The sequence below is a fragment of the Roseburia sp. AM51-8 genome, from assembly GCF_003478275.1.
Lineage (GTDB): Bacteria > Bacillota > Clostridia > Lachnospirales > Lachnospiraceae > Pararoseburia > Pararoseburia lenta.
Genome location: NZ_QUEY01000003.1, coordinates 195,925 through 208,238, shown reverse-complemented (window position 1 = coordinate 208,238; position 12,314 = coordinate 195,925). Strand labels below are relative to the sequence as shown.

The 12,314-nt window shown below is 46.1% G+C and carries 12 protein-coding genes; 11 read left to right on the top strand and 1 reads right to left on the bottom strand.

Annotated elements, in window-relative coordinates; all coding sequences use genetic code 11:
* The first annotated feature begins 30 nt into the window (after nucleotides 1–30).
* The 11 genes from DW996_RS13090 (at nucleotide 31) to DW996_RS07770 (ending at nucleotide 11,188) form a co-directional block, all read left to right on the top strand.
* Nucleotides 31–171: a hypothetical protein gene (locus DW996_RS13090; RefSeq protein ID WP_178011201.1), complete on the top strand. Its 141-nt coding sequence runs from the start codon at nucleotides 31–33 to the stop codon at nucleotides 169–171.
* A gap of 8 nt (nucleotides 172–179) precedes the next feature.
* Nucleotides 180–1,583 (top strand): tetratricopeptide repeat protein, encoded by a 1,404-nt coding sequence (locus tag DW996_RS07810; RefSeq protein ID WP_118281633.1) that lies wholly within the window; start codon nucleotides 180–182, stop codon nucleotides 1,581–1,583.
* A gap of 99 nt (nucleotides 1,584–1,682) precedes the next feature.
* Nucleotides 1,683–1,973, top strand: coding sequence for an STAS domain-containing protein (locus DW996_RS07805; protein WP_243098717.1), 291 nt, complete (start codon nucleotides 1,683–1,685; stop codon nucleotides 1,971–1,973).
* A 49-nt stretch (nucleotides 1,974–2,022) separates the two neighbouring features.
* A complete protein-coding gene (gene spoIIAB, locus DW996_RS07800; RefSeq protein WP_118281635.1) occupies nucleotides 2,023–2,448 on the top strand; it encodes an anti-sigma F factor in 426 nt (141 codons plus the stop codon).
* 1 nt (nucleotide 2,449) lies between these two features.
* The gene (locus tag DW996_RS07795; RefSeq protein WP_118535351.1) at nucleotides 2,450–3,157 is read left to right on the top strand and encodes a sigma-70 family RNA polymerase sigma factor; all 708 of its coding nucleotides are present in this window, start codon (nucleotides 2,450–2,452) and stop codon (nucleotides 3,155–3,157) included.
* A gap of 117 nt (nucleotides 3,158–3,274) precedes the next feature.
* A complete protein-coding gene (locus tag DW996_RS07790) occupies nucleotides 3,275–4,786 on the top strand; it encodes an efflux RND transporter periplasmic adaptor subunit (protein ID WP_118535350.1) in 1,512 nt (503 codons plus the stop codon).
* Nucleotides 4,786–5,487, top strand: coding sequence for an ABC transporter ATP-binding protein (locus tag DW996_RS07785; RefSeq protein WP_118281638.1), 702 nt, complete (start codon nucleotides 4,786–4,788; stop codon nucleotides 5,485–5,487). The genes DW996_RS07790 and DW996_RS07785 overlap by 1 nt, the downstream gene beginning before the upstream one ends.
* Nucleotides 5,484–6,794, top strand: coding sequence for an ABC transporter permease (locus DW996_RS07780; RefSeq protein ID WP_243069551.1), 1,311 nt, complete (start codon nucleotides 5,484–5,486; stop codon nucleotides 6,792–6,794). Before DW996_RS07785 ends, DW996_RS07780 begins: the two co-directional genes overlap by 4 nt.
* An 88-nt stretch (nucleotides 6,795–6,882) precedes the next feature.
* Entirely contained in the window at nucleotides 6,883–8,196 is a 1,314-nt protein-coding gene (locus DW996_RS07775; protein ID WP_118535349.1) for an ATP-binding protein, read from the top strand.
* Between the two features lie 362 nt (nucleotides 8,197–8,558).
* Entirely contained in the window at nucleotides 8,559–8,789 is a 231-nt protein-coding gene (locus DW996_RS13350) for a hypothetical protein (RefSeq protein WP_243098716.1), read from the top strand.
* On the top strand, nucleotides 8,786–11,188 hold the full coding sequence (locus DW996_RS07770; protein ID WP_243098715.1) for a hypothetical protein: 2,403 nt from the start codon (nucleotides 8,786–8,788) through the stop codon (nucleotides 11,186–11,188). The genes DW996_RS13350 and DW996_RS07770 overlap by 4 nt, the downstream gene beginning before the upstream one ends.
* A gap of 69 nt (nucleotides 11,189–11,257) precedes the next feature.
* On the opposite strand, the gene DW996_RS07765 is transcribed toward DW996_RS07770, so the two are convergent.
* Nucleotides 11,258–12,304: an alpha/beta hydrolase gene (locus DW996_RS07765; RefSeq protein ID WP_118535348.1), complete on the bottom strand. Its 1,047-nt coding sequence runs from the start codon at nucleotides 12,302–12,304 to the stop codon at nucleotides 11,258–11,260.
* Between the last annotated feature and the right edge of the window lie 10 nt (nucleotides 12,305–12,314).

Here is a 12,314-nt window from a genome sequence, read left to right as displayed (position 1 = left end):
ATAGAAGAAAGCAGTAGTTTGGAGGCTGAAATGATAGATTTTGAAGAAGAACTGAAAAAGTTTGAGCCAAGTATGGAAGTAGAAGAAGCGGAAGAAGAGATCCAGAAGCGAGATCTGACGGATATGACGGATATCCTTCGGCAGATGACAGAGCAAAAGAGAGGGAGATAGAAGCAGACATGAAATGTTATATGTGTGGCACCCTTGTGGATCATGAAAACGTATGCCCTCATTGTGGCAGTGATTTGAAGATCTATCGCACCATTCTGGCATCGTCCAATACCTTGTATAATACCGGTCTGGAGCAGGCGCAGGTACGCGATCTGTCCGGTGCGATCGTTTCTTTGAAAAAGAGTTTAAAATACAACAAATACAATACCCAGGCGAGAAATCTCCTGGGACTGGTATATTTTGAGTTGGGCGAGACTGTCATGGCGCTGAGCGAGTGGGTCATCAGTAAGAACTTAGAGCCGGACAATCCATTGGCAGACCGCTATCTCGACGAGATCCAGAATACACCTGGCATGCTTGATAAGTTAAACCAGACAACCAAGAAATACAACCAGGCACTTTTGTATTGCAGACAGGGCAGCCGCGATCTGGCGACTATCCAGTTGCGCAAGGTATTGAACCTAAATCCTAAATTTGTTGCCGGACATCAGTTGCTGGCTCTTTTGTATATTCAGGATGGCAAGTATAATGAGGCGCGCAAGGAGTTAAATGCAACTAACAAGATCGATGTGCGAAATACCATCACACTGCGTTATTCCAGAGAGGTGCGCGAGAAATTAAAAGAACTCAACCAGAACAAAAAGAAGCGTAAGAAGGATGATCTGGTTTCTTTTCAGGATGGCAATGATACCATCGTTATGCCGAGCAATTCCTTCCGGGATATGATCGACAGCACCAGAGCCAGTGTGGTCAATATTCTGGTAGGACTGGTCATAGGACTTTTGATCTGTTTCTTTTTGGTCATCCCGACCATTCGCCAGCGGGCTTCTGAGAATGCGGCGGCATCTTTGGTCGATACCAATGAACAGTTGACCAACAGTGCATCCAATGTCAGCAGCCTGAAAAAGCAGGTGGAAGACCTCAACAAAGAACTGGAACAATATACCGGAAAGTCAGATGCGGTAGGCTCCTATGAAAAACTCATGGAGGCAAAGGAGGCTTACGACGCATCCAATCTGGATCAGGCAGGGGAGGCACTTTCTTCCGTCAATCGGGATCTGCTTGAAGAAAAAGGGCAGGCGATGTATGATCTGATCCATACGGCAGTCTATGCCAAGGTTTTGGAAGATGCCTATAATACGGCTTATCAGGCATACCAGAGACAGGATTATCAGACTGCCAAGGATAGTTTCGGTCAGGTGGTATTTATCGACCAGACCTATCATAACGGTGATGCGCTTTTTTATCTGGCAGAGTGTCAGTGGAATACCTGGGAGTTTGACAGTGCCATAGAAAATTACCAGAAGGTCATTGAGCAATACCCGGATACATCCCATGCAAGAACGGCACAGGAACGCATAGATTCCTATGCACAATCTAATGGCGGGGATGACAATACTACCAATAACTAAGAGAGAATTTCATATAAGAAAGCATACAAAAGACGTAAGGAAAATATTTCCCTACGTCTTTTTCTATTTCATAAACAGGAAAAATAGGAGGACAAGCAGATGGAATACAAATTTGAAATGGGGCAGGGAAAATTGCGTGTGGTCGTGCCAAAGGAACTTGACCATCATCTGGCAACCCAACTCAAAGAGGAGGCGGACCTTTTGATCGAGACTTATCATGTGAAGACCCTGATCTTTGATTTTACCAATACGGAGTTTATGGACAGTTCCGGGATTGGCGTTTTGATCGGCAGGAGCCGGAATCTGAGTTTTTCCGGTGGACAGGTGGTGGCGACCAATTTGAGCCGCGTGTGGAGCAGATCTTTCGCATTTCCGGTCTGCAACGGCTGATCACTGTTGTGCCGTCAGATCAGGAAAATCAAAAAAGTGAGGTGTAGGCATGGAAAATCATATGACAGTAACCTTTGATGCAATCTCAGAAAATGAGGCGTTCGCACGCATGGTAGTTTCTGCTTTTATGGTGGGGGCAAATCCGACTGTGGGGGAGATGGATGATGTAAAGACAGCGGTATCCGAGGCAGTGACGAATGCCGTGATCCATGGCTATGACAAGAAAACAGGTAATGTCATGATGCGTTGTAGCATGAAGGAAAATCTGCTGACCATCTGTGTGCAGGATTTTGGTAAGGGGATCTTGGATATCAAAAAGGCAAGGGAACCCTTTTATACGACCAAACCGGAACTGGAGCGGTCGGGCATGGGTTTTGCTTTCATGGAAACCTTTATGGATAGCGTGGATGTGATGTCGGTTCTGGGAGTCGGTACGACGGTTACGATGACGAAATGCTTGCAGGATCAGGTCTAGTATGGATGGAATCACGGAAAGAATCGAACGTGCGCAAAGAGGAGATAAGGGAGAAAGAGACAGGCTGGTTGTGGATAATATGCCCCTGGTATGGAGCATGGTGGGGCGCTTTTCATCTTCCGGTAAGGATAAGGAGGAATTGTTTCAAATTGGCATGATCGGACTCATGCAGGCGATCGATCGTTTTGACACTACATATGACGTACGCTTTTCCACCTATGCGGTTCCCCTGATCTTAGGGGAAATCCGCCGTTTTTTGCGGGATGACAACCCCATCAAGGTGTCTCGGACTATCGCAGAACACAGAAAGCAGATCCAGACCTTGCAGCAGGGGCAGGAAGATATTTCTGTGGATCAGATCGTAGAAAAAACGGGATTGACCAGAGAAGATGTTGTCCTTGCCATGGCAAGTGCCAGACCGGTCACCTCCATCTATGAGACTGCCTATGATTCGGGGGAAAGTCAGGTGCTTTTGGTGGACCAGTTGGAGGGAAAGGAAAAGCCGATGGAGGAGGAAGTCTTGGAAGAACAGATCCTTGCCTTGGCCATGCAGGCATTATCCGCGGAGGAAAAAAATCTGATACAAATGCGCTTTTTTGAGAATATGACACAGACAGAGATCGCGGGCAGGCTGGGCATGACCCAGGTACAGGTTTCTCGCAGGGAAAAGAAGATCTTACAGAAAATGCGGGAGTTTATACTTTTTTAATAAAAAATTTCTGATTGCCTTCTTGAATATTCTAGTTTGAACACATAGAATTAAGCATATGCAAATTCGTTTGATTATGGAAGTTTTTTACATAGGAAAAGAAGGAGAAAGAAAAAGATGAAATGGATCAAGGAGCATAAGAAAGTATGCATCATTATCGCGATTGTGGTGGTCGTTGTCATCGCGATCATCATCGGTGTTGTTTCCGGTGGTAAGAAGCAGATGGATAGCAATGAGGAGACGGCGACTGTCGAGAAGCGTACACTGATGGAAAGTGTTTCGGCGACAGGTACTTTTGTGGCGGCAGATGAGGAAAAGATCACTTCCGATACGACCGGCGTGGAGGTTTTAGCCGTCAATGTCGAGGTGGGAGATAGGGTTAGCGCCGGAGATGTCATAGCCGTTCTTGACGGTGCAGACCTTCAGGACAATCTCGCTGATGCCAAGGAGAGTTTGGCGGATACCAATGAGCAGACGCAGCGCACCAAGGATAGTGCTAAACGCAATCTGGAACAGGCAGGAAAGACCAGGGATGAGGATCTGGCAGATGTTGATACCAATATCCAGGATGCCTATGATGAGTGGCAGAGTGCGGAAAACAATTACAATGAATCGGTAGCAGCCTACAATGAGGCGGTGGCGATGGCAAACAGCATTATGGATAAGACAAGCACTGCATATACCAATGCCAATTCACAGGTCAATACTTTAAAGCGTCAGATGGATACGGACCGCAGGACGGCAGACAGCAGAAAGTCCGCCTACGATCGTCTGGTCTCTCAGCGTGAGGATACGATCAAGCGGATCAACGACACCTATCAGGATCAGGTGGATACTTACAACAATACCATGGATTCTACCGAGGATTCCGGCAAGACCCAGCAGGAACGTATTGATGACTTACAGGAGCAGATTGACGGAACTGTAGTAAAAGCAACGGCAAGTGGACTGGTAACGGCGGTCAATGTGGAGGTGGGCGACACCTATAATGGCAGTGTGATCGCAGTGATCGACAATGTGGATTCCTTTGATATCACGACCGAGATCGATGAGTACGACATTAACAGCATTGCGGTAGGGCAGGAAGTCGTCATCAAGACCAATGCAACCGGAGACGAAGAACTTTCCGGTACGGTCAAAAAGGTATCACCAATCGCAACCGGAAGTTCCAGTGGCGATCTTTCCGGCAGTCTTGGAGGACTCGATTTAGGAAGTATCATGGGCGGTAGTGGCTCGTCATCTTTTAGCACAGGAAGCAGCAATGATGACGTTACCTTTACGGTTACCATAGCTTTAAACACACCGAGTGATAAACTCCGTATTGGTATGACCGCAAAATTGAATATCGTTTTACAGAAAAATGCAGATGTTCTTTCTGTACCATATAATGCAGTGCAGACAGATGATGAGGGAACTAGTTATTATGTGCAAAAAGTAACAGGTACAAACGAAGACGGCACTTACAAGACCAAGAAGATCAAGGTAGACAAGGGAATCGAGAGTGACTATTATACGGAGATCATCAATTCCGGTTTAGAAGAAGGGGATCAAGTGATCGTTCCGGCAGCAGAGAAGCAGAATAGTTTAGAGGATATGATCAACCAGTCAAGTTCTATGGGAGGTGTATAATGAGCCGCACGATCATAGAACTGGAAGATATCTTTAAGCGTTTTTATATCGGAACACCAAATGAACTCGAGGTCTTGCACGGCATATCTTTAAAGGTTATGGAAGGTGAATTCGTTGCCATCGTGGGTGCATCCGGCTCCGGAAAGTCAACACTGATGAACATTATCGGTGCGCTAGACCGACCGACAGAAGGCAAATACATTTTGGATGGTGTGGACATGATTGCGGCAAAGGATGCAGAACTTTCCAAGATCCGCAACCGCAAGATCGGTTTTGTTTTCCAGACATACAATCTGATCTCTAAAACCAATGCGATCAAAAACGTGGAGATGCCTATGTTATATGCGGGGATTCCCGGCAAACAGCGCATTGCCCGTGCCAAGGAATTGCTGGAACTGGTCGGTATGGAGGAACGTATGAAACATTTGCCGGAGGAATTATCCGGCGGACAAAAGCAGCGTGTCGCCATAGCCCGTGCCATGGCAAATGATCCGGCGATCATTCTGGCGGATGAGCCGACCGGTGCCTTGGATTCTACGACGGGACGTATGGTCATGGATCTTTTTCACAAACTGCATGAGGAGGAGGGCAAGACCATCGTGCTCATTACCCATTCACCGGAACTGGCAGAGGAGACCGAGCGTATCATTACGATCAAGGATGGAAATGTCCTTGGAGAGAGGAAGGGTACGGCAAGATGATGATGATTTACGAAAATATCCGTCTGGCGCTTTTTAGCCTCAAAGCCAATAAGATGCGGGCGCTTCTGACTATGTTAGGCATCATTATTGGTATTGGTTCTGTTATTGCCATTATGACGGTAGGAGACTCCGTTACCAGTACAGTCGCAGATTCCATGAGTTCGCTGGGGGCTAACAATATCACTGTAACACTGGAAGAGCGAAAAGATGATGAAGAGGCATCCGATGCTATGTTTGGCATGAACTGGGGATCTTCGCAGGATGACAATGCCAAGCAGCCGACACAAAAGGATTATATAACGACGGATATGCTTCGCCAGATGAAGGAAGCCTTTGGAGATTCGATCACTGCCTATTCCATCACGGAACAGGTGGGAAGCGGTTCTATCCAGCAGAATGCAGAGAGTGGAAAAGCCAATGTATCCGTTATGGGAACAAGTCTTGGCTATTTTCTGGCGAATGATGTGCAGTTGGTACAGGGATCTTATTTTAGCGAGGAAGAGTTGGAAAATGGTGCTATGGTAGCCCTGCTTTCGGAAGAGGCGCTGGATGATCTTTTCCATGGAGATGCGGATGCGGCTGTCGGCTCTACCATGACAGTTTCTGTCAACGATAAGTATTACAATCTCATCATAGAGGGCGTTTATGCCAAGGACGAAGATGAGACTATGAGCATGTATTCCATGTTTATGAACAGTGATGCAACCAATCTCTATATTCCGCTAAAGACGGCACAGGATATCAATCATGCCAGTGGTTATCAGACGTTGACCGTGGTTGTAGATCCAAATCAGAATCCGGATCAACTGGCGGCAGATATTGAGTCCTATTTTGACAACCTCTACCGTAATAACCGCGATTTTATCGTGTCGGCGACCAGTATGGCATCTATGGTATCTATCATGGAAACCATGATGAGTACGATCACAACGGCGATTGCTTTGATTGGTGGTATTGCTCTTGTCGTGGGCGGTATCGGGGTCATGAATATCATGCTGGTATCCATTACGGAGCGAACGAGGGAAATTGGTACCCGAAAAGCACTCGGCGCGCCGAATTCCTCCATCCGCCTGCAGTTTATCATTGAGTCCATTGTGATCTGCCTGATCGGGGGCGCGATCGGTATTGTAGTCGGTTGCGTTGGCGGTATTGCAGCCGCTAATTATATCGGAGCCAGTGCGGTACCGTCTGTCAAGAGTATCCTGATCTCGCTTGGATTTTCCATGGCAATCGGTGTCTTTTTCGGTTATTATCCGGCAAATAAGGCAGCCAAACTCAACCCGATCGACGCACTTAGATATGAGTAAGGATAATGATCGTAAAAACATTGGTTTCCGAATTTGTCTGTGCTACAATAAGGTGTAACACCGGATAAAAGAAGTGAGGTATTAGAAGATGTATCGTGAGATTTCAAAGTTAATCATGTATGGTGACATGGATAAGGACTGTATTTTATACCAGTTCGGTGAGATCTTCCGTCACTATGAAAATAAGACAAAGGATCAGGCGCAGTTGATCCAGGACATTTACACGCAGGTCAAGAGACTTCTGGTGGTTGCGACAGATTATGGATTTGACCATAACCTTTGGCACAATTATCTGGCATTTTATCTGGTGACCAATGAAAACCCATTTTCCATCACCTGTGAAAAGGTGGGAGCCAACGATGGCAGTGTGAATCACTTTGCAAAGAACGATTTTGCTGTGATTAAGAATCTCTTTGATTATGATTTTTCAAAAATTGAGGAAGACCTTGGCATTGATTGTTTTTCGCAGTTATCCGATTATCATGCCATCCAGAAAAAGGAACTCATGTATAATAAAAATGTGAGCGAAAAGATCATTGCACTTTCTGCCCAGTTGGAAGCCGCAGAGGATGTGGACGCTTTCTTTGCTGCCGTGACCGGATTTTATAAAGACTATGGTGTTGGCATGTTTGGACTGAATAAGGCCTTCCGTATCAAGGAAAAGGATGGAGGCGATGTTGAGTTTGTTGCCATCAACAACATGGATAAAGTTATGCTGGATGATCTGATCGGTTATGAGATCCAGAAAAAGAAATTGGTCGACAATACCAAGGCGTTCGTGGAAGGCAGAGCCGCCAACAATGTCCTGCTCTTTGGTGATAGTGGTACCGGAAAGTCGACGAGCATCAAGGCGATCGTCAACGAATTTTACCCGGATGGCTTGCGCATGATCGAGATCTACAAGCATCAGTTCAAAGATCTGTCCAATGTCATTGCCAGCATCAAGAATCGCAATTACAAATTTATCATCTATATGGATGATCTTTCCTTTGAGGAATTTGAGATAGAGTACAAATTCTTAAAGGCTGTTATCGAGGGCGGTGTGGAGACAAGACCGGACAATATCCTGATCTATGCCACATCCAACCGCAGACACCTGATCAAGGAGACCTGGAACGACCGTAATGATGTTGAGACGCAGAATGGTATGCATAGATCTGATACCATGGAAGAAAAATTATCTCTCGTCAACCGCTTTGGTGTTACGATCAATTACTCGAAACCGAGCCAGAAAGAGTACTTCCATATCGTTGTGGAACTGGCAAGAAAGAATGGTGTGACCGAGGAACAGATGAGCGACGAGCAGCTGCGTGCAGAGGCAAATAAGTGGGAACTGAGCCATGGTGGTATCTCTGGAAGAACTGCCCAGCAGTTTATCAATTACATATTGGGAACCTTATAGGATGCTCCTGCGAGGAAAGGACGGATGCCAAGAACGGCATCCGTTTTTGTATAAAAGGTACATTCTTTCTGAGTTAAATAAACAATAAAATAATAATAAACACAATACCTTAAAGGATATGTCACTGGACGAAAAACTGGGGCAGATGATCTGCCCGGGAGAGTTTTTCTGTCTGGATGATCTGCTTAAAGGTCTTGCCGGTGTTTGCCGACCGGGGCAAAACGATCCTGCTTGGATGCCTGAATCGTGTTGGAAAATTTGGCAGAGATGTAAAGAAAGACGTAAAAATGAGATTTTATTTGTTGGAAAAAGTAAGTATAATACAGGTAAGATAAGCGAAGAACAAAAGGAGAAGATCAAGTATGGGAAAAGTAGTAGAACAGTTACTCACAGGACAAGTCACCAACCATATGCTCCCATTTTTCTGGCAGCATGGGGAAGATGAAGCCACCTTACGGGAATATGTAAACGCCATCCATGATGCAAACTGTATGGCATTTTGCGTGGAAAGCCGTCCGCACCCGGATTTCTGTGGACCAAAGTGGTGGCAGGATATGGATGTCATTTTAGATGAGGCAAAAAATTGGGAATGAAAGTCTGGATACTAGATGACAGTCATTTCCCGACAGGTTTTGCTAACGGTGCCTTAAAGGATGCACCGCAGGAAGTGTGCCGACAGAGCATTTTCTGTAAATTCCTTTCCTATGAAGGGGATGCCAGAGAGGTGACCTTCCGTACAGAGAAACTGGCAAAGCCACCAAAATATAAACTGAGCTTTATCCGGAAGATGATGATGTCAGGCTCTACCAAGGATGCCAGAAAGTATGATGACGATCAGGTCTATAGCATTACCGCCTATGGACCAAAGGGTGAGGAGATCGATCTTTCCGGCAGTACCACATGGAAAAAGCCGGCAGGCACCTGGCAGGTGGCAGTCTGTGGTCTGTCGCGAAACTTAGGACCACATCGTGCTTATATCAATATGATGAATGAGGTCAGTTGTCATAAGTTGATCGAGGCAGTTTACGAACCGCACTTTGCACATTATGGAGATCTTTTTGGCAATACGATCGCGGGATTTTTCTCGGATGAGCCGGAACTGGGAAATGGTATTTTGTATGCAAAGCACAATGTGCTGGGAACCGAGCAGGATCTGCCTTGGAGTAAGGAATTGGAGGAACGCCTGCAAAAAACCTTGGGCGTAGACTATCGCAAGAATTTACCGCTTCTTTGGAAAAATGATGGAGATCCGCTTCTTACGGCACAGGTGAGAAGAACTTATATGGATGCAGTATCTAATTTGGTGAAAAAGGATTTTTCGGAGCAGATCGGCGGCTGGTGCCGGGAAAAGGGCGTCATGTATATCGGTCATTCCATCGAGGATGATGATACTCATGCCTGCACCGGAAGCGGTTTGGGACATTATTTCCGTGGACTTTACGGACAGGATATGGCAGGCATTGACGATATCGGTGGTCAGGTTATGCCGCAGGGCGAAGAAGAACCGACGACCGGTATGTTTGGACCGCGTAATGGTGCCTTTTATCATTATACTTTGGGAAAACTCGGTGTGTCTGCTGCCTATTTACAAGAAAGCAAGCAGGGACGTACTATGTGTGAGATATTTGGAAATTACGGTTGGAAGACAGGCGTTACCGATATGAAATATCTGGCAGATCATTTTCTGGTGCGTGGTGTCAACAATTTTGTGCCGCATGCTTTTTCACCGAAAGCATACCCGGACCCGGATTGTCCGCCACATTTCTATGCGCACGGACACAATCCGCAGTATCGCCATTTCGGTCACTTGTGCGCATATATGAACCGTGTGGCAAGCCTGATCAGTGGAGGAAAGATCGTACAAAAGGTGGCAGTTCTTTACAATGCCGAAGGCGAGTGGTCCGGTCAGTGTATGCGTCTGGATCAGGTGGCAAGACCTCTTTATGATGCACAGATCGATTTCTCTTTCCTACCTCTGGATCATCTGGATCAGGCAGACAAGTTTATCTATGTGATCGTGCCTTATGCAAAGTACCAGCCGATCGAGACCGCCGGTCTATCCAATGTCATCTATGTGGATGCCCTGCCGGATGCCTATACCATGGGAGAAGATGCCATGCAAAAAGAGGCAGAAAACAAGGCGAAAAAGGCGGATGATTTAGCCGGGGATGCCAAGGTGCTAGCCCTTGGTGATCTCGTGGCATATCTTGAAAAAGAGGATATCAAAGATGCTGTGATCGCACCGGAAAATCCATATATTCATATCATGCATTATCAGACCGACTGTCATATGTATATGCTGATCAATGAGTCGGCGCAGACCTATCGGGGAAAGGTAAGCCTTCCAATGAAAAAGAAAGGCTATGTTTATGATGCGTGGGATAATTCCATTGCAGATATAGATCAGCAGATGACGGATATCGGTTGTCAGGTGTCCTTTGTTTTGGAACCAAGAAAGAGTCTGATCATGGTATTTGATGAGGAAGCCGATACACCATCTTTGGAAGAAAAGACGGTTGGCAAGCGTTTGTCAGACTGCATGTATGAAAAGAAAGAAAAGCAGGAGCAACCGACAGAAATAAAGACATGGAAGCGCAGTATCTGCTCTGCCTTAGACCATCCAAAGTTTGCGGATGCAAAAGATGTCAGCCTGCCGGATCATCTGGAAGAAGAAAAGCCGAAATTCTGTGGTTTTGTGCGTTATGAGACCAAGATCACAAGCGATGGCGGTGATAAGATCTTAGAGATCACAGACGCCGCAGAAGGCCTGGAAGTCTTTGTGGACGGTCAGAGCCTTGGCTTGCAGATCGTACCGGAGTATCTGTATGACTTGAGTGGATATTTGAAAGCGGGTGAGCATGAGATCGTCATTGAGGTTGCCACAACGCTCTGGCGTGAGAATGCCAGTGGCATGCGTGCCAAGATGATGGGCGAGAGCAAGCCGACATCAAAGTCCGGTCTTTGCGGTAAGGTATATCTCTGGAATAAATAAGAAAAGTAAGACAAATGAAAAGACTACAGGGAATGTGGAAAATACATCCTCTGTAGTCTTTTCGCTTGCTTAGATTACAGAAATCTGTCGTAACTGGTTGTCTAAGGCTTTTAGTTCATCATCTGAAATCTTACCATAGGCAAGTAAGTCGCGCAGTTTCATATCGCTGACCATAGAAGTTCCGTTGCTGTCATCGAAAGCAGCACTCATACCTTTTGCCTGCTCGGATAGACCGGCAATCAAAGCATCAATCATTGGTGCTAAGAGTGTAGCAGCTTCTGGAATAGCCATCACGTGTGCAAAAGTACAGTCAACGGTCAGATAATCCAGGTAATTGTCATTGATATGGGCAGGGCAGAGTGGATCTGTCATGCCTTCGAGTGTGCATTCACCAAAAATGTCTTTTAACCAGCCAATACTGTCTTCCACCCAGTGTGGTACACGCGAGCAGATGGTTTGTGGACGTGTGTCCTGAATACTGCTTTCGCATGTGGAAAAACCATGTGGTCCATAAGCATAAATATGACTTTCAAAGGCAACGCCATTGTCTGATAAAGCGCGCATAAAATCAATGGAATTGTTGATTGGAACCATGCTGTCTGTACGTGTTGCAAAGACAAAGCAAGGTGGTGTTTTCCGGTCTACAGCGGAGATAGTCTCCGGTGCATTTGGATTGCAGGCCTGTACATGCTGACTGGTTACGGCATAGCCTAAAATAGCAGCATTTGGGCGGTTCTGTGCAAGTGTTGCGGCAGCGGTTGCCAGATGTCCACCGGCAGAAAATCCGATGACTGCAATTTTATCTTCGTAGATGTGCCATGTATCTGCATGGGAGCGGATCAATGTCATCGCCTGCTCGTAATCATTGAGTGGATTTGGCCATGTGCAATCATCCATAACAGAGTAGCGTAGAACAAAAGCGTGATATCCGGCTTTTGCATAAGCAAAGGCGACAGGGTCAGCTTCGCGGTCAGAACACATCTGATAAGCCCCACCCGGAAGAATCAGTACAGCCGGGCGCTTAGCAACACAGCCGAATCCTTCCCCGCAATCTTGTATGTAAGTTGTCAGTGTGACATTTCTTTCTTCATTTAAGGTCAATACTTCTGTATTCATGAAAAATCCT

Excerpts from the sequence above, each read along its gene's own strand:
- DW996_RS13090 (WP_178011201.1), top strand. The coding sequence starts at position 31 with ATGATAGATTTTGAAGAAGAACTGAAAAAGTTTGAGCCAAGTATGGAA.
- DW996_RS07810 (WP_118281633.1), top strand. The coding sequence starts at position 180 with ATGAAATGTTATATGTGTGGCACCCTTGTGGATCATGAAAACGTATGC.
- DW996_RS07805 (WP_243098717.1), top strand. The coding sequence starts at position 1,683 with ATGGAATACAAATTTGAAATGGGGCAGGGAAAATTGCGTGTGGTCGTG.
- spoIIAB (WP_118281635.1), top strand. The coding sequence starts at position 2,023 with ATGGAAAATCATATGACAGTAACCTTTGATGCAATCTCAGAAAATGAG.
- DW996_RS07795 (WP_118535351.1), top strand. The coding sequence starts at position 2,450 with ATGGATGGAATCACGGAAAGAATCGAACGTGCGCAAAGAGGAGATAAG.
- DW996_RS07790 (WP_118535350.1), top strand. The coding sequence starts at position 3,275 with ATGAAATGGATCAAGGAGCATAAGAAAGTATGCATCATTATCGCGATT.
- DW996_RS07785 (WP_118281638.1), top strand. The coding sequence starts at position 4,786 with ATGAGCCGCACGATCATAGAACTGGAAGATATCTTTAAGCGTTTTTAT.
- DW996_RS07780 (WP_243069551.1), top strand. The coding sequence starts at position 5,484 with ATGATGATGATTTACGAAAATATCCGTCTGGCGCTTTTTAGCCTCAAA.
- DW996_RS07775 (WP_118535349.1), top strand. The coding sequence starts at position 6,883 with ATGTATCGTGAGATTTCAAAGTTAATCATGTATGGTGACATGGATAAG.
- DW996_RS13350 (WP_243098716.1), top strand. The coding sequence starts at position 8,559 with ATGGGAAAAGTAGTAGAACAGTTACTCACAGGACAAGTCACCAACCAT.
- DW996_RS07770 (WP_243098715.1), top strand. The coding sequence starts at position 8,786 with ATGAAAGTCTGGATACTAGATGACAGTCATTTCCCGACAGGTTTTGCT.
- DW996_RS07765 (WP_118535348.1), bottom strand. The coding sequence starts at position 12,304 with ATGAATACAGAAGTATTGACCTTAAATGAAGAAAGAAATGTCACACTG.